The 22,416-nt window shown below is 64.8% G+C and carries 22 protein-coding genes; 14 read left to right on the top strand and 8 right to left on the bottom strand.

What is annotated here, in order from left to right; all coding sequences use genetic code 11:
- Nucleotides 1–3: 3 nt before the first annotated feature.
- Nucleotides 4–519, bottom strand: a complete 516-nt coding sequence (locus J7347_RS06095; RefSeq protein ID WP_209161333.1) for a hypothetical protein — start codon at nt 517–519, stop codon at nt 4–6.
- 201 nt (nt 520–720) lie between these two features.
- On the opposite strand from J7347_RS06095, the gene rplU reads away from it, so the two are divergent.
- The 3 genes from rplU to J7347_RS06080 all read left to right on the top strand — a co-directional run bounded on the left by rplU (nt 721) and on the right by J7347_RS06080 (nt 2,267).
- Nucleotides 721–1,224, top strand: a complete 504-nt coding sequence (gene rplU / locus J7347_RS06090) for a 50S ribosomal protein L21 (RefSeq protein WP_209161332.1) — start codon at nt 721–723, stop codon at nt 1,222–1,224.
- A gap of 12 nt (nt 1,225–1,236) precedes the next feature.
- The gene (gene rpmA, locus J7347_RS06085) at nt 1,237–1,506 is read left to right on the top strand and encodes a 50S ribosomal protein L27 (protein ID WP_067681890.1); all 270 of its coding nucleotides are present in this window, start codon (nt 1,237–1,239) and stop codon (nt 1,504–1,506) included.
- A 224-nt stretch (nt 1,507–1,730) separates the two neighbouring features.
- Nucleotides 1,731–2,267, top strand: a complete 537-nt coding sequence (locus J7347_RS06080; RefSeq protein ID WP_209161331.1) for a GNAT family N-acetyltransferase — start codon at nt 1,731–1,733, stop codon at nt 2,265–2,267.
- Between the two features lie 75 nt (nt 2,268–2,342).
- Here J7347_RS06080 and J7347_RS06075 read toward each other — a convergent pair whose 3' ends face one another.
- Nucleotides 2,343–3,233 (bottom strand): metal-dependent hydrolase, encoded by an 891-nt coding sequence (locus J7347_RS06075; RefSeq protein WP_209161330.1) that lies wholly within the window; start codon nt 3,231–3,233, stop codon nt 2,343–2,345.
- 205 nt (nt 3,234–3,438) lie between these two features.
- Between J7347_RS06075 and J7347_RS06070 the strand changes: the two genes are divergently transcribed.
- On the top strand, nt 3,439–4,047 hold the full coding sequence (locus tag J7347_RS06070) for a TetR family transcriptional regulator (protein ID WP_209161329.1): 609 nt from the start codon (nt 3,439–3,441) through the stop codon (nt 4,045–4,047).
- Here J7347_RS06070 and J7347_RS06065 read toward each other — a convergent pair.
- Nucleotides 4,044–4,802 carry a folate-binding protein YgfZ gene (locus J7347_RS06065; RefSeq protein ID WP_209161328.1) on the bottom strand — a complete coding sequence of 253 codons (759 nt, stop codon included), beginning with the start codon at nt 4,800–4,802 and terminating at the stop codon, nt 4,044–4,046. The genes J7347_RS06070 and J7347_RS06065 overlap by 4 nt on opposite strands.
- A gap of 38 nt (nt 4,803–4,840) precedes the next feature.
- Here J7347_RS06065 and pyrC point away from each other — a divergent pair, with 38 nt between their 5' ends.
- On the top strand, nt 4,841–5,884 hold the full coding sequence (gene pyrC, locus J7347_RS06060; protein WP_209161327.1) for a dihydroorotase: 1,044 nt from the start codon (nt 4,841–4,843) through the stop codon (nt 5,882–5,884).
- A gap of 3 nt (nt 5,885–5,887) precedes the next feature.
- Here the strand turns inward: pyrC and rarD are convergent, their stop codons facing one another.
- Entirely contained in the window at nt 5,888–6,811 is a 924-nt protein-coding gene (gene rarD, locus J7347_RS06055; RefSeq protein WP_209161326.1) for an EamA family transporter RarD, read from the bottom strand.
- A gap of 188 nt (nt 6,812–6,999) precedes the next feature.
- Here rarD and J7347_RS06050 point away from each other — a divergent pair, with 188 nt between their 5' ends.
- Together J7347_RS06050 and J7347_RS06045 are read left to right on the top strand one after the other, a co-directional pair.
- Nucleotides 7,000–7,440, top strand: coding sequence for a glycine zipper 2TM domain-containing protein (locus tag J7347_RS06050; RefSeq protein WP_067681870.1), 441 nt, complete (start codon nt 7,000–7,002; stop codon nt 7,438–7,440).
- Nucleotides 7,441–7,664: 224 nt separating this feature from the next.
- Complete coding sequence (locus J7347_RS06045) at nt 7,665–8,384, top strand: hypothetical protein (RefSeq protein WP_067681868.1); 720 nt, start codon at nt 7,665–7,667, stop codon at nt 8,382–8,384.
- Here the strand turns inward: J7347_RS06045 and astD are convergent, their stop codons facing one another.
- Nucleotides 8,385–9,818, bottom strand: a complete 1,434-nt coding sequence (astD, locus tag J7347_RS06040) for a succinylglutamate-semialdehyde dehydrogenase (protein ID WP_209161325.1) — start codon at nt 9,816–9,818, stop codon at nt 8,385–8,387.
- Nucleotides 9,819–10,137: 319 nt separating this feature from the next.
- On the opposite strand from astD, the gene J7347_RS06035 reads away from it, so the two are divergent.
- Together J7347_RS06035 and J7347_RS06030 are read left to right on the top strand one after the other, a co-directional pair.
- The gene (locus J7347_RS06035) at nt 10,138–12,246 is read left to right on the top strand and encodes a YadA-like family protein (protein ID WP_209161324.1); all 2,109 of its coding nucleotides are present in this window, start codon (nt 10,138–10,140) and stop codon (nt 12,244–12,246) included.
- Between the two features lie 104 nt (nt 12,247–12,350).
- The gene (locus J7347_RS06030) at nt 12,351–12,803 is read left to right on the top strand and encodes a hypothetical protein (RefSeq protein ID WP_245173887.1); all 453 of its coding nucleotides are present in this window, start codon (nt 12,351–12,353) and stop codon (nt 12,801–12,803) included.
- Nucleotides 12,804–12,813: 10 nt separating this feature from the next.
- Here the strand turns inward: J7347_RS06030 and J7347_RS06025 are convergent, their stop codons facing one another.
- Nucleotides 12,814–14,205 carry a protein adenylyltransferase SelO family protein gene (locus J7347_RS06025; RefSeq protein ID WP_209161322.1) on the bottom strand — a complete coding sequence of 464 codons (1,392 nt, stop codon included), beginning with the start codon at nt 14,203–14,205 and terminating at the stop codon, nt 12,814–12,816.
- Nucleotides 14,206–14,316: 111 nt separating this feature from the next.
- Between J7347_RS06025 and J7347_RS06020 the strand changes: the two genes are divergently transcribed.
- The 5 genes from J7347_RS06020 to J7347_RS06000 all read left to right on the top strand — a co-directional run bounded on the left by J7347_RS06020 (nt 14,317) and on the right by J7347_RS06000 (nt 20,154).
- The gene (locus J7347_RS06020; protein ID WP_209161710.1) at nt 14,317–15,192 is read left to right on the top strand and encodes an alpha/beta hydrolase; all 876 of its coding nucleotides are present in this window, start codon (nt 14,317–14,319) and stop codon (nt 15,190–15,192) included.
- Entirely contained in the window at nt 15,189–16,379 is a 1,191-nt protein-coding gene (locus tag J7347_RS06015; protein ID WP_209161321.1) for a glycosyltransferase family 4 protein, read from the top strand. Before J7347_RS06020 ends, J7347_RS06015 begins: the two co-directional genes overlap by 4 nt.
- Nucleotides 16,380–16,558: 179 nt before the next feature.
- Nucleotides 16,559–17,362, top strand: a complete 804-nt coding sequence (locus J7347_RS06010; protein WP_067681851.1) for a tetratricopeptide repeat protein — start codon at nt 16,559–16,561, stop codon at nt 17,360–17,362.
- Between the two features lie 23 nt (nt 17,363–17,385).
- Nucleotides 17,386–18,741, top strand: coding sequence for a PQQ-binding-like beta-propeller repeat protein (locus J7347_RS06005; protein WP_067681848.1), 1,356 nt, complete (start codon nt 17,386–17,388; stop codon nt 18,739–18,741).
- A gap of 60 nt (nt 18,742–18,801) precedes the next feature.
- On the top strand, nt 18,802–20,154 hold the full coding sequence (locus J7347_RS06000) for an isoprenylcysteine carboxylmethyltransferase family protein (RefSeq protein ID WP_209161320.1): 1,353 nt from the start codon (nt 18,802–18,804) through the stop codon (nt 20,152–20,154).
- Nucleotides 20,155–20,163: 9 nt separating this feature from the next.
- Here the strand turns inward: J7347_RS06000 and J7347_RS05995 are convergent, their stop codons facing one another.
- Together J7347_RS05995 and J7347_RS05990 are read right to left on the bottom strand one after the other, a co-directional pair.
- Entirely contained in the window at nt 20,164–21,549 is a 1,386-nt protein-coding gene (locus tag J7347_RS05995; protein ID WP_209161319.1) for a glutamate--cysteine ligase, read from the bottom strand.
- Nucleotides 21,550–21,644: 95 nt separating this feature from the next.
- Nucleotides 21,645–22,409 carry a 16S rRNA (uracil(1498)-N(3))-methyltransferase gene (locus tag J7347_RS05990; RefSeq protein WP_209161318.1) on the bottom strand — a complete coding sequence of 255 codons (765 nt, stop codon included), beginning with the start codon at nt 22,407–22,409 and terminating at the stop codon, nt 21,645–21,647.
- Nucleotides 22,410–22,416 lie beyond the last annotated feature (7 nt).

Here is a 22,416-nt window from a genome sequence, read left to right as displayed (position 1 = left end):
CGTTCAGCGCACCCGCGCTCGTAGATCGGCGAGCGTCCGGTCTTCGTCCTGCACCAGCGCCAGCAGGGACTGGCGTGCGTCGGTAAGAGCGGGCGTGGTCGTCGCTTCGACGCTCGCCGCGATGTAGAGCAGGTCGACATCGGCGAGAGCGATCGCGGTCGCGCTGCGGATCGAATCGAGATCGGCCAGCGCGACTTGCGCGGAGGCCCAGGCATCGCTGCCCACGCTCACGCCTCTGGCTGCCGAAGCGAGCCGCGATGCGCGCGGTGCCGCTTCGGTAAAGCGCGCATGGGCGCTGCGGCCCTGTTCCAGCAACGCGGCGAGGCGCTGATCGAGCGGGCCGTTGAGAGGCACTTCGACCGGCGGCACGTCGATGGGATCGCCCGGAATGGGCTCGTACCGCCCCTCCACCCGCTCGACATCGCGGATCGCCAGCGAGGGGTAGGCGCCGTGGGGCGCGGTCTGGCACGCGGCAAGGGTGGGGAGGAGGACGATTGCGGCGATAAGGGCTAGACGCATAGTGCGGTCCTGATAGCACGGCGTCGGCCCGGCGCCAGCGCAGAGCGATCCCACCACCCGGATTGAACGATTCCGGCGTTGACTTCGCAAGCGGGTTACCTTAACGGCACCGTTCTTTCCGGGGCTGCTTTCGGCGGCCTGACGGGCGCGCCGCGCTTTCGCAAGAACGTGGCAAAGCAAACTGATTGAGAGATAAGCACCATGTTCGCAGTCGTGCGTACGGGCGGCAAGCAGTACCGGGTTGCCGCCGGAGACAAGATCGCGGTCGAGAAGCTGGCGGGCGACGCCGGCGACACGATCACGCTGGGCGACGTTCTGCTCGCCGGTGAAGGCGAAAAGATGGAAGATGCGGGCAAGGTCACCGTGTCTGCCGAGATCATCGCTCAGGCGAAGAGCGAGAAGGTCACCGTCTTCAAGAAGCGCCGCCGCCACAATTACCGCCGCAAGGCCGGTCACCGCCAGCAGATGACGCTGCTGCGCATCACCGCGGTTGGCGATTCGAAGGCCGAAAAGAAGGCCGCGCCGAAGAAGGAAGCCGCTCCCAAGGCTGACGATTCGGCCGAAGCGAAGGCGAAGAAGGCCGCTCCGAAGAAGGATGCTGCGCCCGCCAAGTCCGGCACGCACGAAACCGAGACGGCCGCGAAGGCTCCCGCCAAGAAGGCAGCGCCTAAGAAGGCTGCCGCCAAGTCCGAAGACAAGAAGTAAGGATCGCTAACCATGGCACATAAAAAAGCAGGTGGTTCGTCCCGCAACGGTCGCGATTCGGCTGGCCGTCGTCTCGGCGTGAAGAAGTTCGGCAGCCAGGACGTGGTCGCCGGCAACATTATCGTGCGCCAGCGCGGAACCAAGTTCTACCCGGGCAGCAATGTCGGCATGGGGAAGGACCACACGCTGTTCGCGCTTACCGACGGGATCGTGCGATTCCACGCGGGCAAGCTCGGCCGCAAATACGTATCGGTCGACATGCAGGCGCAAGCCGCGGAATAACCGGACGGTTCGATAAGGGGATCGTCCATCGGGACGGTCCCAGCCGGGCTTACGACCGGCATTCGTAGAGGGAGATGGGACCAGCCCGATTTGTCGGGGAGGTTCCGCTCCCTTTTATCGTTTCTCCCTCTGCAACCGAAACGGCGAAACTTTGTTTCGTCATCACGCAATCGTCACGCGGCCGGCCTAGGAGACCTGCACGTGGTTCGAAGGGGAGACAGACGATGTTCCATGTGACCGAAAGGCTGCTGTTGCGGCCTGCCTGGCCGGAAGATGCCGAAGCGATCTTCGGCGGTATTGCGGATGAAGGCGTGGTCCGCAATCTGGCGAGCGCGCCGTGGCCCTACAGCCGCGAAGATGCGCAGGCCTTCGTCCTGCGCGCTCAGCGCGATTCGTATCCCCTTTTCCTCATCACCTCGCAATCCCGGCTCGTCGGGTGCATCGGCATCGATCAGAATGGCGATGCGGGGCCGGGCGCTGCCGAACTCGGTTACTGGATAGCCCGCCCGTATTGGGGGCGCGGTTTCGCGACCGAGGCGACCCGCGCCGTGATCGAGATTGCCCGGCTGTTGGGGCACGCCCGTTTGTCGGCAGGTCATTTCGTGGACAATCCGGCGTCGGGGCGCGTGCTGCGAAAGGCCGGTTTCCAGCCGACGGGTCAGGTCGCGAAGCGCCATAGCTGCGGCAGAGGCGGTGCAGCCGATTGCGTGATGTTTGCGCTCGATCTTCAGGATGCACCGCAAATTCCGGTCGCCGCCTGAGTTCGGTGCCATAATGCGATAAGAGAAAGGCCCCGCGATGTCTCGCGGGGCCTTTTATCGTTTCGGGCGGATCGTCTATTCGGCGGGCATCAGCGCGTCGGAAAATTCGCCATCATATTTCCCGATCAGCGCGCGATCGTCATGGTCCCACGGGTGGAAACCGGGCTTGAAATAGGAAAGCCAGGGCAGGGCCAGCCGCCGGATCACGCCGGGCGTGACGGCGAGGTATTTGAACAGGCCCCACCGCGCCTTCCAGCCGGTGATACCGTCCTGTTCGAGCAGCATCAGAGTGTCGATCCAGCGATTCTTGAGAAAGCGTCCGGTTACGATCAGCATGACGAGATTGCGCACCCGCCAGCGGCGCCAGGCACTCCAATCGCGAGTCGCGTGGTTCCAGGTGTCGTAGGCCACGCCCTTGTGCTCGATCTCCTCGACCGCATGCCAGCGCCACATGGCGGCGACTTCGGGGTCGGAGATTTCGAAATGCTTGGGGTTCTGAAGAAATTCCGCCGCGATCATGGCGGTGAAATGTTCGAGCGCCATGGTGACGGCCAGATTGGCGATCGCAGGACGGCCCTTCGTCAGTGCAAGCAATTCCTCGACGCGCTTGTCGATCGCCTTGATATCGTAGCCATGGTCTTCGGCGAGGCGGTTGAAAGCGATATGTTCGCGAGTGTGATTGATTTCCTGCTTTACAAACGCGCGGATTTCCGCCGTCAACTTGGGATCGGCGCCATCGCCGTCCTTGGGCCGGTGCGCCTTCACCGCTTCGATAAAAAAGGCCTCGCCGCGCGGAAAGGTCGCGGACAGCGCATTGTGCCAGGCAGTGCCGAACGGTTCGCCCGCCCACCAGCGCTTGGGCGTGGCATCGCGGTTGAAGCGCTCGTCGCGCACGGTGATGGTCAGATCGGCGGGCGTCGGCGCGCCGATCGGCTTGGCGGTCTCGAAACCAGTCTGTGCATTCATGGATAGGGGTCCGGTTTACGTTACTGACAGAGATGTAAGTAAGCCTTACTGACACGAGTGTCAATTAGCCTCGATGTCCAGGGTTAACTTAAGGGGAGCGGCTGAACCGCGCATTTCTCCGATCCGGCTTGCCGCGCGCGCCCGGGCGATCTACGTTTTTCCGCACCCCAGATTTTCTCAGCCGAACAGGACTCTTTCCGTCGCGATGGCAACCCGCAAGCGCCTCAGCCCCGAAGAATCACGTCTCGCCGCTCTCGAAGCGGCGCGTGGACTGCTGATCGAGACCGGGCCGCAATCGGTAACGCTGAAGGCCGTGGCGGGTCGAATCGACCGCACGCACGCCAATCTGCTGCACCATTTCGGATCGGCGGCGGGCCTTCAGAAGGCGTTGGCCGGCCATCTGGCTGCGACCGTGTGCGATGCCATCGCCGATGCGGTGCGGGCCACGCGCGCCGGCCTCGGCACCCCGCGCGAAGTGGTCGATCTGGCATTCGATGCCTTCGACAAGGAAGGGGCGGGGCAGCTCGCCAGCTGGATGATCCTGACCGGGAACGAGGATGCGCTGGCACCGATCGTGGAGACGATCCACGAGCTCATCGACGAGATCGCGCCCGGCGAATGCACCGATCCGGAAGGTTTGTCGCGTCTGCACGAAGCGACGCTCGCTCTGGTGCTGATGGCAATGGGCGATGCGCTGATCGGTGGCGCGCTGACGCGGTCGCTCGGCTTGCCGGACACGGCCGCGCGCGACCGGGCGGAGCGGATGCTGGTCAATTCGATCGCCACGATCGGCGTCGATCTCCCGCCGGGCTAGTTCGCGGGTTCCAGGCTCATCCAGGGCGGCGCGATAGCGGGATCGATATCCGCCACGCGCAGATGATCGACTGCGAGGCCCAGTTCGGGATACGTGGCCTTACGGCGCTTTTCTTCAGACCGGTCGAGCGGAACGACGACCAGGCGACGATTGACCTTCTGGCGCCAATTCATCCGCGCGGTATTTTCCTGCCCGATATAGCAGCCCTTGGAAAAGCTGACGCCGTTGAGATCGACCGCATTGGTTTCGAGCCACAATATGTCGCCCAATTCCGCCCGCCCCTCGGGCACGCCCAGATGCAGGCGATGCGCGCGCCAGGCGGCATCGGCGCCTTCCCGCTTGTCGGTAGTCTGCTCTTCGGCAGGCGCGAGCCAGCGCTGGCCGAGTTCGCCCAGCCGCGGATCGGCCACTCCGCCATCGCCTTGATGAGCGCGCCAATGGACGGCCACCGTCGGATCAACCGCGATCGCTATCTTACGACGCAGGCGGTAGAGCGAGAGGCGCTTGACCAATTCCTCCGCCAGATCCGCTTCGCAGTCGATCAGCAATTCCCTGTCGCCCGAAGGCCAAACGAGAAAATCGAACAGCGCCTTGCCCTGCGCGCTCAAGAGCCCTGCATAGATCGGAAGCGGCTGGTTGAGATCGTTGGTGACGAGGCCCTGGAGAAAGCCTTTGACATCTTCCTCTTCGCTTTCGGGCGTCAGGCGCACGATTGCGCGGTCGAACAGGCGGGTCGGGGCTGGGGCATGCGGCATGGGTGACAGATAGGATGCACCGCGTCATAGGAAAACCCATGGCTTCCCCAGACACGATCACGATCCGCCGCCCCGACGACTGGCACCTCCATTTCCGCGACGGAGAGACCATGCGCGCAGTGGTGCCGCACACGGCCCGCCAGTTTGCCCGCGCGATCGTGATGCCGAATCTGTCGCCCCCCGTGACGACCACTTCCATGGCTGCGGCCTATCGCGACCGGATCGTGGCCGCCGTGCCCGCAGGTGTTGCGTTCACGCCTTTGATGACCGCCTATCTCACCGACGATACCGATCCCGACGATCTGGCCCAGGGTTTCGAATCGGGCGTGCTGACGGCGGCGAAGCTCTATCCGGCGGGCGCCACCACCAATTCGGCGAGCGGCGTGACCGACATTCGCAAGATCGACCGCGTGCTCGAACGCATGGCCGAAATCGGCATGCCGCTCTGCGTCCATGGCGAGGTGACGAGCGCGGATATCGACATTTTCGACCGCGAGGCCGTTTTTATCGAACGCGTGCTGGCGCCGCTGATCGAGCGCATGCCCGAACTGCGCGTGATCTTCGAACACATCACGACGCGCCAAGCGGTCGATTTCGTGGATTCGGCCGGTGAGAACGTCGCCGCCACGATTACGCCGCAGCATCTCCACATCAATCGCAACGCCATTCTGGTGGGAGGCATCAGGCCGCACATGTACTGCCTCCCCGTCGCCAAGCGCGAGGAGCACCGGCTGGGCCTGCGCAAGGCCGCGACATCGGGCTCCGCCAAATACTTTCTCGGTACCGACAGCGCACCGCACCATCGCCATGCGAAGGAAAGCGATTGCGGTTGTGCGGGCATCTTCAACGCGCCCTTTGCGCTCGAAAGCTATCTCACGGTGTTCGAGGAGGAGGGCGCGATCGACCGCTTCGAAGCCTTCGCCTCGCTGAACGGCCCGGGCTTTTATCGCCTGCCCGTAAACGAAGACGAAGTGACGCTGGAGCGCGCGGACATTCCCGTGCCCTATGAAGTCGATGGCGGCGATGCGCGCGTGGTCCCGTTCCATGCCGGGGAAAGGCTCGGCTGGCGGCTGCGAGCCTGATCGTCAGCCAGCAGGAGCGACGACGCGCGCCGCGCGGGCCTTGGCGACGAGATCCCAGGCGAAGATGATCACCGCCGCCCAGATAAAGCCGAAGCATGCGATCTGGACGGGCTTCAGCGGCTCTTCGAAGACGGTCAGGCCGAGCACGAAGACGATGCTGGGGGCCAGGAACTGGATGAAACCCAGTGTCGAATAGGGCATTCGCCGGGCCGCCACGGCGAACATCAGCAACGGTACAGCGGTCACCAGCCCGCCGAGCGCGATCGCGAAGCTGAGGCCCGGATCGATGGCGAAGGACGATCCGTACCTGGCGGCATACCACCAGGTAACCGCAGCGGAGGGCAGCATGAGCAGCGCCGATTCGATGGTCAGCCCGGGCAGGGCCCCCACCGGAACACGCTTTCTGACCAGCCCGTAGGTTCCGAATGAGCAGGCCAGCGTCAGGCTGATCCACAGCGTGGTTAGCGCGCCGGCGGCAAGCAGCGACACGCCCACCGTCGCCAGTCCGACCGCGCTCCACTGCAAGCGGGTCAGCCGCTCGCCCAGAACGAGCGTGCCGAGCAGGACATTGAAGAGCGGATTGATGTAATAGCCAAGGCTGGCCGCATAGACATTGCCGCGCTGAATCGCCCAGACATAGACGCCCCAGTTTATCGCGATCAGAACCGAGCTCAGCAGCAGCCAGCGCAGGACTTTCCAGTCGGAAAGCACGGCCCGCACCTGCGGCCATTGGCGGCGCACCAGCACGATCACTGCGCAGATCGGTACCGTCCAGATGATCCGCCAGGCCACGAATTCGAAAGGCGGAACCGCGCTGACGAGGATCAGATAGAGCGGAAAGAAACCCCATATCGTATAGGCGCCGAGTGCCGATGGCAGGCCCGATTTCGCGTCGGTCTGTTCGGTATCGGGATCGGGATCGGCCATTTCGGCGCGCTAGGGCCGGGGTATGACGGCGGCAAGCGCTCATTTCGTCGCCGCATGAAAGTCGTTTCGCCGCAAATCCGGAATCTGTCGTCTCGGTTGCGATCCGTTCAGTTTCGAACGCTTATAGCTGAACGTCAGAGGCGGACGAGCCCCGCGCCGCTCTCGCGAAATGAGGAAGGAATACCGACATGACCCTATCGCTCAAGACCGCCGGTCTCGCTCTTGCCGCCACGGGCCTCGCTCTGTCCGGCCCGGCTTCTGCCGCTCCGGCCTACCACACGGCCACCCCTTCGGCGCAGACTTCGGTATTCGGCGAAACCGCGTTCAATCACGGGCGCGACAAATATCGCGATCGCCGTGATTATCGCAATTACGGGCAGCGTTACGACCGCAATTACGCAGAGCCGGTCTATCGCGACACGCAGGTCTGGCGCGGGAATGACGGCCGTTATTACTGCAAGAAAGAAAATGGCACGACCGGGCTGCTGATCGGCGCAGGCGTCGGCGGATTGATCGGACACGAAGTCGCCGGACGCAATGGCGATCGGACGCTTGGCGCGATTCTCGGCGCAGCGGGCGGGGCCCTGCTGGGCCGCGCGATCGACCGATCGAGCACCAAGTGCCGCTAAAGTAGAAACGAACTTCGACCGTGCCCACCCACGGTCGTAGCGCGGACCCTAGGGGACCGTGGAAGGCGTCGCTCGTCCCATGATCGGGGTGGGCGGCGTCTTCGATTCCGTGCCGTAAGATTCAGGCGATCGGCTGTCCCGCGATGGCGCATGCGCCGGCCGCTGCTCTTGATCTTAACGCTTGCGTGCTTACGGCTCCGGAAAATCCTGTCGGAGATTGTCCCATGCGCTTCACCCCTGTCGCTCTTACCATCGCTCTGCCGTTCGTGCTTCTGTCGGCTTGCAGCAACGAACCCGACGCGCAAACTGCGGATGGCGCGAGCGATCCGGCGAGCGAGCAGGCGCTCAATGGCGATCTGATGACCGATCCGGATATGGCCGCCAATAATGAGGGCGATGCGGCGCTCTCGGGTTCGGGCGACGGTTCGGTGCCGACGATCAACACCTCACCCGAGGCGATCGCGGCGGCCCGCAGCCGCGCAGCCGAACTGGTCGGCGGCACGAACGCGCTGCGCCCGGCTCCGGCCCCGCGCGATCTCGGCACCCAGGCCACCGTCACCAAGGCGATGCAGAAGGCTGCGCAGGCAGCAGTCAGCCCGGGCGGCGGGAATTGCGCCGAACAGGTCGAATATTCGACTGCCTGGGCTGCCAAGCTTCCCGGCACCTTCCCGGTCTATCCACGCGGCAACACCAAGGAAGCGGCAGGAACGGACGAAGGCGCATGTGCGCTGCGCGTCGTCAGCTTCCGCTCGCCCGTCCCGCTCGACGAGGTGCTGGCGTTCTATAACACCCGCGCGCTCGCCAACGGCTATTCGGCGGAGCATGTGAAGGCGGCCGGTGACAATATCCTGAGCGGCACCAAGGGCGAAGCGGCTTATGTCGTCTACGGTCGGCGCCTGCCTTCGGGCGTGACCGAGATCGACCTCGTCACCAGCAATCCCTAATCACGCGTCGCTGAGACCCACTCCGATGCTCGCGCGCGGCTGCTCCATTTCGGTGCTGCAGACCGGATAGGCGCAGTAATCAGCGGCGTAATAGGCGGCCGGGCGGTGGTTGCCAGACAGTCCCACGCCGCCGAACGGCGCGGCGGAGGATGCGCCGTTGGTGGGGCGGTTCCAGTTGAGAATCCCCGCGCGCGCATTGTCCCAGAAGCGCTCGAAATCGTGCGGTCCGCCACCCAGGAGCGAGGCAGACAGGCCGTAGCGGGTGTTGTTCGCCTCTGCGATGGCAGCGTCGAAATCGGGCACCCGGATCACCTGGAGCAGGGGGCCGAACAGCTCGATATCGGGGCGCTCGTGCATCTCGGTCGTGTCGATAATGGCGGGCGTGAGGAAGGGCCGGTCTTCCTGCGGGCGCTTCATATGCAGGATCGGCTGTCCGCCCCGACTCATGAGAGCCAGAAAGCTTTCATGCAGCAGATCGGCTGTCTGATTGTCGATCACGCATCCCATGAAAGGCTGGGGATCGGCGAAAGGCTCGTCCACGATCAGCCGCTCGGTCAGCTCCTTCAGCTTGGGCACGATCTGGTCGTAGACGGAATCGAGGACGATCAATCGCCGCGCCGCCGTGCATCGCTGGCCCGCCGTGGTGAAGGCGGACTGGATGATGAGCGCCGCCGCATCGTCGATCTTCGGCGTGTCGAGCATGACGACGGGGTTGTTGCCCCCCATTTCGAGCGCCACGATCTTGTTCGGTTCGGTGGCGAGCTTGCGATTGATCGCGATGCCTGCGCGCGCCGATCCGGTGAAAAGCACCCCGTCGACAAGCCAGTGCCCCACCAGCGCCTTGCCTTCGTCCGGCCCGCCGATCAGCAGCTGGACCACGCCTTCGGGTACCTTCGCGGCGTGGAAGCATTTTACCAGGAATTCCGCCGTCGCAGGCGTTTTTTCGCTGGGTTTGAAGATCACCGTGTTCCCGGCGATCAGCGCCGGAACGATATGGCCATTGGGAAGGTGGGCGGGAAAATTATACGGCCCCAACACGGCCATCACGCCATGCGGCTTGTGCCGCACAGCCGCCGTACCGGACAGCGCGCTGTTTAGCTTTTTCTGCCCGGTGCGTTCGGCATAGGCGGAAATCGAGATCTCCACTTTGCCGATCACCGCTTCGACTTCAGTGCGCGCTTCCCACATCGGCTTGCCGGTTTCGCGCGCGATCACTTCGGCGAAAGGTTCGGCCTGACGCCGGACTTCGTTGGCGAAGCGGCGCATCAGCTCCATCCGGTTCGCAACGGGAAGGCGCGACCATTCGGCAAGGGCGGCCCGCGCGCGTTCGATCGCGGCATCCGGATCGCCGATTCCGCCGCGCCACAATTCGCGTCCGGTCGCGGGTTCGAAGGAAACTAGTTCGGAGCTGCTCACGGTCTCAGGGAACCTCATGGATCGGGGTCGGTTGCTCGGTTGCAACGTCGGTCAAGTGCAATCGTGTCCGATTGCGGAAATTTTGCTGGCGTTGCCGATCAGGCGGCTGCGCGCCGCGCAAGCATGTGGTCCGTATCGCTCGCGACGTCAAATCGGTTCGAACGGCGGGGAGGAGGAGAGCGCAGCGACAATACTTCGTGCGACGGTACGAGAGCGTACCGATCGTTTCGACGCCTATCCATTTTCAGCACTTTCCAGATCATTTCCATCGAATTGGTTCGAGATCGCGGCTCGCGCAATTTCGTTACCGGTTTCGAGGTAACCAAGGGGAAAACTCATGCGTTTCCAATTCAGCAAAACGACCGGCCTCTCTTTCGGCGCATCGCTTATGGCGATTGCCGCCGTGGGGATCATGCCGTCCACTGCCGCCGCCCAAAGCAATCCCGATGCGGAATGCGTGCTGACCGAAGATCAGGCCAACCCGACCTTGGCTGGCGCGAACGCGACAGGTGACGATGCACTGGCCTGCGGCGGCGATGCAACAGCCACCGGCACTGGTGCAACGGCGACCGGATCGGGCGCGACGGCCAATGGGGACGGCGCGAGCGCCTACGGTAACGTAGCTACGGCGACCGGCACGTCCACTACGGCAGTCGGCGCTCGGAGCGTCGCGAACGGTACAGCGGCCACGGCCTTCGGCTGGCAGTCCAACGCGACGGGCGAACGCGCCCACGCGATCGGCCATATCGCCAGCGCGCAGGGCGAGCGCTCGCTCGCCGTAGGTGAGGCCGCGCAGGCGCAGACCGCGTTCTCGACCGCGATCGGCAATCAGGCGGTTGCCAATGGCGTCGACGCGCTGGCCGTCGGCGACAATGCGAGTTCGACCGGAACCTCGACTACGGCGGTAGGCGGTGAAAGCGTCGCGAACGGAACGGCGGCCACGGCCTTCGGCTGGCGGTCGAACGCGACGGGTGAGCGCGCCCATGCATTCGGGCACCTCGCCAGCGCGCAGGGCGAGCGCTCGCTCGCGGTAGGCGAGGCGGCACAGGCGCAAAGCGCATTTTCGACCGCGATCGGCAATCAGGCGAGCGCGACGGGCGTCGATGCGCTCGCATTGGGCGACAATGCCAGCGCGAACGGCAATTCGACCTCGGCCATCGGCGGCGAAAGCGTAGCCACGGGTCCGGGCGCGTCGGCATTCGGCTGGCAGGCTATGGCGACTGCCGAGCGTGCGCAGGCTTTCGGTCATCTGGCGACCGCGCAGGGCGTGCGTTCGCTAGCCGTGGGTGAGAATGCAGACGCGCAGACCGACAATTCCACTGCGATCGGTAACGAGGCGATCGCCAACGGTATCGACGCGCTGGCGCTTGGCGATACCGCGTTGGCGCAGGGCAATTCGACGACGGCGGTCGGCGGCGAATCGGTTGCGACCACGCCCGGCTCGACCGCCCTGGGCTGGCAGGCCCGTGCCACCGGCGCGATGGCCACTGCCGTCGGCCATCAGACTACCGCATCGGGCGCACAGAGCTTTGCCGGGGCGGAAGATGCCGTCGCGTCGGGTTCCAACGCGGTTGCGATCGGTAACACTGCGCAGGCAACCGGCGGCGATTCGATCGCGATCGGCGGCAATCGCGATGGCGCTAACGGCCGTGCAACTGTCGCCACTGGCCCGTCGACGACGGTGGTCGGCGGTCAGGCGCTTGCCAATGGGGCGGGCGCAACCGCCTATGGCTGGCGTTCGGAAGCGACCGCCGAACGGGCGACCGCTCTTGGCCATCTTGCCGTGGCGAGCGGCGTGCGCTCCGTCTCGGTCGGTGAAGCGGCAACTGCGACCGGCAGCGGTGCGATTGCCATGGGCAACCAGTCGGTCGCTTCGGGAGCAAACTCGGTCGCGATCGGCAATGGCGCGCGCGCTGTGAATGACGGTCAGGTGGTCATCGCCGGACTGGACACCAGCACGGCGAGCCAGACGGGAACGGTCTTTGCGGTGACGACGGACAGCAACGGGACGCTGGGCCGTTCGGCTCTCGCCACGACGGCTTCGGTGGCAGCCGCGAATGCGTCGATCGCAGCGAATACTGCGTCGATCGGTGCAAATTCGGCGGCGATCACGACGGCGAACGCCAACATCGCTTCGCTGCAGACGCTGACCTCCAACCAGACTGCGCAGATCAATACGCTGTTCGGCCAGACTGCCGAGCTGCGCGACGCGGTCGATCGGGCGAACGAAGGTGTCGCGATGGCGCTGGCGATGGAATCGCCGATGCTTCCGGCTGGGACCAATTTCGGCCTGTCGGGCGGCGTCGGTTATTATGACGATCAGGCTGCCGGTACGCTGGCGGTTTCGGCTCGCGTCGGGACCAACATGTCGGTGGGTGCAGGCCTCGGCGTCGGCTTCGACAGCGGCGAAGTCGGTGCACGCGGCGGCTTCCAGATCGCCTGGTAAGCGGCTACACCCGGTCCATGTTCAGGATCGCAAACATCAGGAAAATGCCGGGGCGTCCTGCCCCGGCATTTTTCGTCGCGCTGGCGGCGGCGCTCGCTTGTTCCATGCCCGCTTCCGCACAGCAGGCCGCACCCCAGCCCAGCGTTCAGCCACCGCCATCGGTTCGCCCGACGCCGGGGCAGCTCGAACTGTCAAAGCTGATATGGTCCACCGTTGCGGCGGTCGATCATGCTAATAGGTCGGGCAATTACTCGGTGCTGCGGGATATCTCGGCGCAAGGGTTCCAGATCAACAATACGCCTGCGCAATTGGGCCAGATCTTCGCGGGCCTGCGCGACTTGCAGATCGACCTTTCCAACGCTTTGCTGGTCCCACCAACCTATACGGTGGCGCCGCAACTGGTTCAGGAAGACGTCTTCCGCGTCCAGGGCGTGTTCCAGATGCGCCCGATCTCGATCGGATTCGACCTGTATTATCAATGGGAACAGGGCCGCTGGAAACTGGTCGGCATCGACCTGCAGCCACTCCAGATGACGAGCCAGGCACCTTCGCGCTAAATCGCAACAGCTATTGCCCGGCAGGTCGCGGAGCGTCGCCGTGTGCGGCGCCCATGCGGCGGATCGCGGCGATCTTGTCGGCCAGGGGCTGCCAATCGTCCGTCTCGTCGATGGCGGCCCAGATACGCTCGACCTCCTCGATCACCATCGTTTCGGGTTCTTCGTCCCAATAGGGATGTGCGCTGTCCGTAGGTGCGTGGTCCGACAGCGCTTCGGCGAGGCTTCCCTCCGCGTTCCGGCCGCCCCGATGCCGGTGGAAGAAAGCGTCCGGGCTTTCGCCGCTTTCCCGCATCGCGCGCTCGCATGCGCCCACAAGTGCAGCATCGGCCTCCGACCCGCGGTTCGCGATACCGAGCCGCCAGCACCAGCGCCGCCCGACCGCTTCCATATAGAGCGAACCGAATCGCTCCAGCGCGGCGATCAGGGGCGGTGCATCGCAAACGAGGCGCAACGCCACTGCAAGCTGCCCGCAATTCCAGTGCAACGCCTCAGGCTGGCGACCGAAGGCATAGAGCCCTGCATGGTCGAAATAGGCGGCCGTGAAGCCCGGTTCCCATCGCGGCAGAAACCGCCACGGGCCGTAATCGAAACTTTCGCCCGAAATGTTCATGTTGTCGGTGTTGAGGACGCCGTGGACGAAGCCGGCCACCATGTAACTCGCCGCGAGATCGGCCATGCGTTCGACCACCAGATGCATCAAACGCACGGCAGGCTCGTAGCGGTCGGGGGCGTCTTCGGGGGGCGGAGGGCCGGGGAATTGCGCCAGGCAATAGTCGATCAGCTCAACCATATGATCGCGCTCCTCCAAGGCCAGCAGGCGCTGGAAGATGCCGATGCGGATATGTCCGTGGCTGAGCCGCGTCAGCACGGCGGAGCGGGTTGGCGAGGGCTCGTCACCGCGCTCCAGCTGCTCGCCGGTTTCGATCACCGAAAAGGTTTTCGACGTGTTCACGCCGAGCGCTTCGAGCATTTCGGTCGCCAGAATCTCGCGCACCGCGCCTTTCAGCGTCAGCCGCCCATCGCCGCGCCTGCTCCACGGCGTGGTGCCCGATCCCTTGGTGCCGAGATCCATCAGGCGCCCGGATTCGTCCCGCATCTGAGCGAACAAAAAGCCGCGCCCGTCGCCGATCTCGGGATTGTAGACCCGGAATTGATGCCCGTGATAGCGCAGCGCGAGCGGCTGGGGGAGATTGCCGGGCACGGGATCGAACCGCCCGAAATGGCGTACCCAGTCGGCATCGCTCAATTCCGCCAGCCCGACCGTTCGCGCCGCGCGGTCATTGCGCCAGCGCAGCGTGGTTTCGGGAAAGTCTGCGGCCTCCACCGGATCGCCGATCCAGTCGGCCAGCGCGGCGATCGGGGTGTCGGGACGATAGGAGGCGGCTTGCACAGGGTCGTTCATCCAGCGATAGTGGGGGTGAGACCGATACGGCACAAGACCGCCCGCCGAAACCGCAGGGCCGACCGTTCCGTATGACCGACACAGCCAGTGAAGAGCGACACCGCGCCGATAATGGACAAGCCCTATACCGACCGGACCTGGCAAAGCGCCGACGGCCTCACCCTGCATTACCGCGACTATCCGGCCAGCGCGGGCGCCGATCCCGCGCGCCCGCCGATAATCTGCCTCCACGGCCTCACCCGCAATGCGCGCGATTTCGCCGATCTGGCAGAGCATCTGGCGGGCGAATGGCGCGTGCTGGTGCCCGAAATGCGCGGGCGGGGCGATAGCGATTATGCGCCCGACCCGGCGAGCTATGCCGTCCCCACCTATGTCGGCGATGTCATCGCGCTGCTCGAAGATCAGGGGATCGAGCGGTTCGTTTCGATCGGAACGTCCATGGGCGGGATCATCACGATGATTCTGGCCGCCACTCGCCCCCGGACGATCGCGGGCGCGGTGCTGAACGATATCGGCCCCGAATTGCGGACCGAGGGGCTGGACGCGATCAAAACCTATGTCGGGCAGGGGCGCAGTTTCCCTACCTGGATGCACGCCGCGCGCGCGCTGGAGGAAACGCATGGCGCCGCCTTCCCGCGCTTCGATACCGAGGACTGGATCAGGATGGCCAAGCGCACGCTGGTGCTGTGCAACAATGGCCGCATTTCCTACGATTACGATATGAAGATCGCCGAGCCGATCATGGCTGCGGACGAAAGCGCGGTGCCACCCGATATGTGGCCGGCCTTCGAAGCGCTGAAGGGCAAGCCGGTATTGGTGGTGCGGGGCGAGATATCCACGCTGTTCGCGGCTGAGACGCTGTCGGAAATGCAACGCCGCCTTCCGCAAGCGAAAGCAGTGACGATCTCCGAAACCGGCCATGCCCCCACGCTAGACGAGCCCGAGGCGCGCGCCGCGATCGACGCTTTCCTGTCCGAATTCGCATGAGTAAGTCCAAGGGTCCGCCCCGCCGCGCGGGCAAGCAAGACGTTCGGCAGGCATCGCGCGTGCCGCATATCCTGCACATCCACTCCACGTTCTCGCCGGGGGGCAAGGAGCTGCGCTGCGTCCAGCTGATCAACGCCTTCGGGGCCAAGGCGCGGCATACGATCGTATCCGCCGAGCCCGACCAGCTGGGCGCGGCGAAGCGAATCCGCCAGGGGATCGCGGTCACGCTCCAGCCGGATTTCCCCGCGCTCAAGGGATTGCCGACGCCCGGACGCCTGCAGAAACTCGCCAAGGCGATGCGCGGCTACGATCTCGTGCTGACCTATAATTGGGGCGCGATGGACGCGGTGATGGCGCACACGCTGTTTTCCGAGGCGTTCGACCTGCCCAAGCTGATCCATCACGAGGATGGCTTCGACGAAAGCGAGCTGGTCAAACGCAAGCAGCGGCGGACCTGGTTTCGCCGGATCGCTCTGGGCAAATCCTCTGGCCTGGTCGTCCCGTCGAGCGTGCTGGAAGAGATCGCGCTTGTCGAATGGCAGCAGCCGCTCGGGCGGGTGAAGCGCATTCCCAATGGCATCGACACCGGTGCCTTTGCCGCCAAGCCCAAGACCGATGCGATCCCGCGCCTTCTGAAAAGGCCGGGCGAAAAATGGGTGGGCACGCTGGCGGGTCTGCGCCCGGTCAAGAACATCCCCCGCCTGGTGCGCGCCTTTGCTGCCATGCCCGATGACTGGCATCTGATCGTATGCGGGGAGGGGCCGGATCGCGCGCGGATCGAGGCGGAGATCGACCGGCTGGAACTGAACGATCGCGTCCATCTGCCCGGAGCGGTGGACGATCCTGCCAAAGTGGTCGGCCTGTTCGACATCTTCGCCCTGTCGAGCGACAGCGAGCAATTCCCGCTCTCCGTTGTCGAGGCGATGGCGGCGGGGCGTGCGGTGGTGGCACCCAAAGTGGGCGATATCGCGGACATCGTCGCCGAAGAAAACCGAGCCTATCTCGCCGACACGCCGAGCGAGGAAGCGATCGCAAGCGAGCTCGTCGCTCTGTCGGACGATGCGAAACTGCGCGACACGGTGGGCAAGGCGAACCGCGCAAAGGCCCGCGCGCAATTCGATGCGGACAAGATGATCGCTACCTATCGCCGCCTCTATTCGAGCGCGATGCACGGCTTCGATCTCTGAGCGAAGGTTTCAGCCGCCATTCACGCTTGCGGGGGCAGTCGATGCGTCATGCCCACGCTGTTTCCCCAGCCCATTGCCCTAATGCAGTGCGCCGCCTAATGAACGCCGCTGAACCGGTGGGCGAGATTGTCGCCGTGATGCCGAACGCAACGCTTATCTGAACGGGAAACCAGCCGCTCGTGGCTCTCACACCGAAAAAACCCGCCCTCACCCGCGAAGAAGAACTGGCTCGCCGCAAGGCCGCCGAAGACGACGCGCTGATCCGCGAAGTGGACGATGCCGTCCGCCAGGGCGATCTGCAAAGCTTCGGCAAGAAATACGGCGTGCCGATCGCGGGCGCGATCGTCCTGCTGCTCGTCGCCTTTGCGGGCTATCTCTTCTGGCAGAACCAGCAGGAAGCCGCGCGTGAGGCCGATGGCGAGGTGCTGATTGCCGCGCTCGATAATCTGGAGGCGGGCAATCTTCAGACGGCCTACGACAATCTCGAAGGCCTTGCCGCCGCCGATCGCGGTGCGGCGAGCGCGAATGCCAAGATGATGCGCGGCGCGATTCTGGCCCGCCGTGGCGATACCGAACAGGCGGTGGCCGCGTTCGATGCGCTCGCCAAGGATGCAAGCGCGCCGCAGCCGCTGCGCGATCTGGCGTTGATCCGCAAGGTTTCGGCCGGGTTCGATACGATGGACAAGGGCGCCGTGGTCAGCGAACTGAATGCGCTGGCCCAGCCCGATCATCCCTTCTTCGGCAGCGCGGCGGAACTGGTCGCCATGGCGCAGCTCGAACGGGGCAACCGGGCTGAGGCGGGCAAACTGTTCTCGCAGATCGCGCAGAGCGAGACCGCGCCGGAAAGCCTGCGCTCGCGCTCGCGCCAGATGGCGGGCATTCTGGGCGTCGACGCCATTGCGGATGTCGACGCGCTTCTCGAACAACAGGGTATCGACCGCGAAGCGGAGCCGGACGCGCCAGGCGCACCGGCGGCCGAATGACGCGCAATCACAGGCACAACGCTATGACGAGCATTTCCAAGACGAAGATCCTGGCCCGGACCGGCCTTTTCGGCGCGTTGACGCTTGGCCTGTCGGCCTGCGCAGGCGGACTGTTCGGCGGCGGGGACGACGACAACACCACGCCCACCGTGGGCGAGCGTATTCCGATCCTGTCGCGCATCGAAACCGGCGCACAGGTCGATCCCGCGCTGGCCAGCGTCCAGGTGGTGCTGCCGCCCGCGCAGACCAATGCCAGCTTCGCGCAAGCCGGCGGCACGGCCAGCAAGTCCTACGGCCATCTCGCTTTGGGTCAGCAGCCGACCAAGGCCTGGACCGCGCAGATCGCCGGATCGAGCAATCGCGCGCGCCTCGGCGCTGCGCCCGTGGTCGGCGGTGGACGGCTCTACGCCGTCGACGTGGACGGCACGGTTTACGCCTTCGACGCGCAGACCGGTGCCAGGATCTGGACCCGCAACGCCGCGCTCGAAAACAATCTGCGCAACAGCGCCTTCGGCGGCGGCGTGAGCTTCGACAGTGGCAAGCTTTATGGCACCAATGGCGCGGGCGAGGTCATCGCCATGGACGCGGCGACCGGCAACGAATTGTGGAAGGTCACCCCATCGGGCCCGCTGCGCGGTTCACCCACCGTCGCGTTTGGGTCGGTCTATGTGATGACGCAGGACAACCAGATCTTCGCCCTCGATGCCAATGACGGCTCGCTCCAGTGGCAGGAATCGGCCTCTTCGACGCAGGCCGGCGTGTTCGGCGTGGCCGCGCCTGCCGTGGGGCAGGGCACGGTCATCGCAGGCTACAGCTCGGGCGAGCTGGTGGCCTATCGCTACGAGAACGGACGCAGCCTGTGGGCGGACGCTCTGGCGCGCACCAGCATCTCGACCCAGGTCGGCACGCTGACCGATATCGACGCCGATCCCATCATCGACAATGGCCGCGTCTACGCGCTCGGCCAAGGCGGGCGCATGGCGGCCTACGAACTCGTCACCGGCCAGCGAATCTGGGAGCTGAACCTCGCGGGCATTTCCACGCCTGCAATCGCGGGCGAGTGGATCTTCACGCTGACCGACGATGCCCGCCTGCTCGCCATCGCGCGCTCGACGGGCAAGGTGCGCTGGCTGACCCAGCTGGCCGAGTATCGCAATGTCGAGAAGAAGAAGGATCCGATCTTCTGGACCGGGCCGGTGCTGGCGGGCAATTCGCTGTGGCTGGTCAATTCGCGCGGCGAGTTGTGGCGGGTGAGCACGGGCGAAGGCTCGGCGCAGCTCTATCAGGAACTCGGCGAGCCGGTCAGCCTGCCTCCGGTGGTAGCCAACGAAACGCTCTACATCCTCGACGATAGCGGGCGCATCCACGCCTTCCGCTAAACCCCGCGCGAGACTCGGCCTTACCCGCATGTTAACCCTTGCGGCGTAGGAGTTTTGCGCATGGACACCGCACAGGCGCCGCCCCGCGCCGCCAGACCGCAAAGCGACGTTTCCTCCTTTGTCGGCCTGGTGGGGCTGGCGGGTTTGTTCGCGTGGGTGGCGGTGTCGCGCAATTTCCCCGCCATCGCCGATTATTTCGATCTTCCCCTGCCGCGCCAGCCGATGAGCGGGCCGCATTCCGCCTTGGCCGCATTGGTCGCGGCAGCGGTGCCGATGGCGCTGTGGTCGGTCTTCGTCGACAAGGTGCATCTGCGCCCCTCGACCGGGATCGACTGGTCGCTGCGAAAGACCCGCGTGCCCGATCGCGGCACCAGCATGGTCAAGCTGCTCGGCCTGTGGACGACCTGGGCGGTGATCGCCGCGCTCTATTGCCTGTGCCGCTGGTATTGGGACGGGAATTACATCTTCGCGATCAAGGTGCTGACTTGGGCGGCGCTCCCGCTGGTCGTGCTGTCGGTGCCCTATGTGCTGTGGCTCGACCGGGTGATGCTGAACCCGCGCGACCATGCTTGGCATTTCGGCGCGCTGATCCTGGGCAGGCCGGGCTGGGAGCCGGAGCAGATCAAGAAGCACTGGCGCGCCTGGATCATCAAGGGGTTCTACACCGCCTTCATGATCTCGATCGTCCCCTTCGCCTTCGCGACCGTGGTGACGGCGGACCTGCCGCAGACCTTTTCGCATCCGGCCAGCGCGGCGCTGTTCCTGATCGAAGTCATGTTCATGATGGACGTGATCATCGGCACGGTGGGCTACATCATGACCGTGCGCCCGCTCGACGCGCATATCCGCAGCGGCAATCCGTTCCTGGGCGGCTGGATCGCGGCGCTAATCTGTTATCCCCCGATGGTGTGGGGGATCATGGGCAACGCCCAATTCGTCAATTACCAGCAGAACACGCCCGAATGGCTGTACTGGATGCAGGGGAACGACCTTCTGGTCGCGGGCTGGGGTGCGTGGCTCGTCGTGCTGACGTTCTTCTATGCCTGGGCAACCTTCGTGTTCGGCCTGCGATTTTCCAACCTCACCTATCGCGGCGTCATCACCAACGGCCCCTATCGCTGGACGCGGCATCCGGCCTATGTGTCGAAGAACCTGTTCTGGTGGTTCGCGACCTTACCCTTCCTCGTCACCACGGGCAGCCCGGTTGAGATGATCCGCAATTCGTTCTTCCTGCTGGTCGTTAACGGTATCTATTACTGGCGCGCGCGGACCGAAGAGGCGCATCTGCTGCGCGAGGACGCCAAATACCGAGCCTATTACGACTATATGGCCGAAAACGGGCTGATCACCGCGCCGCTGACGCGATTGTTCGCCTGGGTCAAGGGGTTGAGGCCGGTGACCGCACCCGCCTGATCTCCGGCTCTAGAAGCTGTATTTGTAGACCCGGTCGATATCGCCGCCCCATTCGCCATGATAGCGGTCGAGCAGGACTTGCGCGGGCACCTTCCCGGTTGTCACGATCTCATCGAGCGTTTCGAGGAAGCCCGTCTCGTTGTCCCCGCTCGAATTGAGGCGCGCGCGCGCCGACAGGCCCGCGCGGGCGATCTTCATCACTTCGCGCGCCAGATCGAGCAGCTTGCCGCCGCCGGGAATCGGCGCGTCGAGCGCCAATTTCGGCACCGCGTTGCGCAGATCCTCGCGCTCTTCCATCGTCCAGTCCTTGACCAGATCCCACGCCGCATCGAGCGCGGTCTGATCGTAAAGCAGGCCGACCCAGAAAGCGGGCAGGGCGCAGATTCGGCTCCACGGCCCGCCATCGGCACCGCGCATTTCGAGGAAGCTCTTGAGGCGCACTTCGGGAAAAGCAGTGGAGAGGTGATCCCACCAATCGCTCTGCGTCGGTTTCTCGCCCGGTAGGACCGACAGGTTTCCGTCGAGAAAATCGCGGAAGCTGAGGCCCGCCGCGTCGATATATTTCCCTTCGCGGAAGACGAAATACATCGGCACGTCGAGCATGTAATCGACCCAACGTTCGTAGCCGAAGCCGTCCTCGAACACGAAGGGCAGCATGCCGGTGCGGTGCGGATCGGTGTCCGACCAGATATGGCTGCGGAAGGAGAGGTAACCGTTCGGTTGCCCTTCGGTGAAGGGCGAATTGGCGAACAATGCCGTCGCCAGCGGTTGCAGCGCGAGGCCGGTGCGGAATTTCTGCGCCATGTCCGCCTCGCTCGAATAGTCGAGATTGACCTGAATGGTGCAGGTCCGCAGCATCATGTCGAGCCCCAGATCGCCGACGCGCGGCATGTGGTTCTTCATGATCTCGTAGCGGCCCTTGGGCATCATCGGCAGGTCCGAACGCGCCTTGTCCGGCCACATGCCGAGGCCGAGGAAGCCGACGCCGAGCCGTTCGCCCACCGCCTTGACCTGCGCCAAATGCCGCCCGGTTTCCGCGCAGGTTTCATGCAGGTTTTCGAGCGGCGCGCCCGACAGTTCGAGCTGGCCCGCCGGTTCGAGGCTGACGGTGCCGTCGCTCCCCCGCATGGCGATGACATTAATTTTACCATCTGGGCCGCCTTCTTCGACCGGCTCCCACCCGAATTCGGTCAACGCCATCAGGATGTCGCGAATGCCGCCTTTCTCCTCGTAAGAGGGGGCGTGGTGATCGCCGCGCATATAGACCAGCTTTTCATGCTCGGTCCCAATGCGCCAATCCGCCTTGGGTTTTTCGCCGGCCTGCATCGGCGCGACCAATTGGTCGCGGGTTTCGATAATGGGATCGTCCCGCTCGGAAGTGTCGCGCGTGCTCATGGCGGGTGGCGTTACGCAACCTATCGGAGCGAGGGAAGGGGGGAAGTGGAGTGTCCGGAGCAAGAGGGGCGCTGCGATGGCTTCGTCGCGCCCGTTTACGCGGCCCAGTCGCCTGCCACTGCCATCCACATCGCGGTTGCCGCGATTGCCGCCGTTTCCGCGCGCAGAATACGCGGCCCCAATCCGATCGGTACCGCCTGCGGCAGAGCGCGAATGGCCGCGCGCTCCGCATCGTCGAAGCCGCCTTCCGGTCCGATTAATAAGGCGGCAGGCACCTTGTACCGCGCGAAAGCGGCGGAGGCGGGTTCGCCGCCCGTCTCGTCCGCAAAATAAAGGGTGCGGTCCTGCGGCCAGTCGCGCAGCAAGGCGTCGAGTTTTTCGGGCGCGTCCACCACGGGCAGAGCAGTGCGCGCGCATTGCTCGGCAGCCTCGACCGTGACGGTTCGCGCCCGCTCTGCGTTGAGCTTGTCCACCACGGCGCGGCGAGTCGTCACCGGACGGATTCGCGCCACGCCGAGTTCGGTCGCCTTTTCGAGGATCAGATCGAAGCGATCCTTCTTGACCAGCGCCGGGCAGAGCCAGAAATCGGGCACCGCCTCGCGCGCGCGCAACCGCTCAACCGCCTCCGCCTCGATCCGCCGTTTTCCGACCGAGGAAATGCGCGCGGCCCATTCGCCGGTGATGTCGTCGCACAGGATCACGATATCGCCTTCGCCCACGCGCATGACACGCGAGAGGTAATGCGCCTGATTGCCCTCGATCGCGATTATGCTGCCCATATCCAGCTCGTCCGCGACGAAGAGGCGCGGCGCGCTGCGGGGAGGCCAGGCGGGGGTTTTCGGATCGTGCGTGGCGGGCATGGCTTTC

This window comes from Erythrobacter sp. A6_0 (genome assembly GCF_017744235.1).
GTDB lineage: Bacteria > Pseudomonadota > Alphaproteobacteria > Sphingomonadales > Sphingomonadaceae > Qipengyuania.
Note: the sequence above shows the minus strand (reverse complement) of the source record. Positions and strands in the feature narration are given on the sequence as shown.

Excerpts from the sequence above, each read along its gene's own strand:
- J7347_RS06095 (WP_209161333.1), bottom strand. The coding sequence starts at position 519 with ATGCGTCTAGCCCTTATCGCCGCAATCGTCCTCCTCCCCACCCTTGCC.
- rplU (WP_209161332.1), top strand. The coding sequence starts at position 721 with ATGTTCGCAGTCGTGCGTACGGGCGGCAAGCAGTACCGGGTTGCCGCC.
- rpmA (WP_067681890.1), top strand. The coding sequence starts at position 1,237 with ATGGCACATAAAAAAGCAGGTGGTTCGTCCCGCAACGGTCGCGATTCG.
- J7347_RS06080 (WP_209161331.1), top strand. The coding sequence starts at position 1,731 with ATGTTCCATGTGACCGAAAGGCTGCTGTTGCGGCCTGCCTGGCCGGAA.
- J7347_RS06075 (WP_209161330.1), bottom strand. The coding sequence starts at position 3,233 with ATGAATGCACAGACTGGTTTCGAGACCGCCAAGCCGATCGGCGCGCCG.
- J7347_RS06070 (WP_209161329.1), top strand. The coding sequence starts at position 3,439 with ATGGCAACCCGCAAGCGCCTCAGCCCCGAAGAATCACGTCTCGCCGCT.
- J7347_RS06065 (WP_209161328.1), bottom strand. The coding sequence starts at position 4,802 with ATGCCGCATGCCCCAGCCCCGACCCGCCTGTTCGACCGCGCAATCGTG.
- pyrC (WP_209161327.1), top strand. The coding sequence starts at position 4,841 with ATGGCTTCCCCAGACACGATCACGATCCGCCGCCCCGACGACTGGCAC.
- rarD (WP_209161326.1), bottom strand. The coding sequence starts at position 6,811 with ATGGCCGATCCCGATCCCGATACCGAACAGACCGACGCGAAATCGGGC.
- J7347_RS06050 (WP_067681870.1), top strand. The coding sequence starts at position 7,000 with ATGACCCTATCGCTCAAGACCGCCGGTCTCGCTCTTGCCGCCACGGGC.
- J7347_RS06045 (WP_067681868.1), top strand. The coding sequence starts at position 7,665 with ATGCGCTTCACCCCTGTCGCTCTTACCATCGCTCTGCCGTTCGTGCTT.
- astD (WP_209161325.1), bottom strand. The coding sequence starts at position 9,818 with ATGAGGTTCCCTGAGACCGTGAGCAGCTCCGAACTAGTTTCCTTCGAA.
- J7347_RS06035 (WP_209161324.1), top strand. The coding sequence starts at position 10,138 with ATGCGTTTCCAATTCAGCAAAACGACCGGCCTCTCTTTCGGCGCATCG.
- J7347_RS06030 (WP_245173887.1), top strand. The coding sequence starts at position 12,351 with ATGCCCGCTTCCGCACAGCAGGCCGCACCCCAGCCCAGCGTTCAGCCA.
- J7347_RS06025 (WP_209161322.1), bottom strand. The coding sequence starts at position 14,205 with ATGAACGACCCTGTGCAAGCCGCCTCCTATCGTCCCGACACCCCGATC.
- J7347_RS06020 (WP_209161710.1), top strand. The coding sequence starts at position 14,317 with ATGGACAAGCCCTATACCGACCGGACCTGGCAAAGCGCCGACGGCCTC.
- J7347_RS06015 (WP_209161321.1), top strand. The coding sequence starts at position 15,189 with ATGAGTAAGTCCAAGGGTCCGCCCCGCCGCGCGGGCAAGCAAGACGTT.
- J7347_RS06005 (WP_067681848.1), top strand. The coding sequence starts at position 17,386 with ATGACGAGCATTTCCAAGACGAAGATCCTGGCCCGGACCGGCCTTTTC.
- J7347_RS06000 (WP_209161320.1), top strand. The coding sequence starts at position 18,802 with ATGGACACCGCACAGGCGCCGCCCCGCGCCGCCAGACCGCAAAGCGAC.
- J7347_RS05995 (WP_209161319.1), bottom strand. The coding sequence starts at position 21,549 with ATGAGCACGCGCGACACTTCCGAGCGGGACGATCCCATTATCGAAACC.
- J7347_RS05990 (WP_209161318.1), bottom strand. The coding sequence starts at position 22,409 with ATGCCCGCCACGCACGATCCGAAAACCCCCGCCTGGCCTCCCCGCAGC.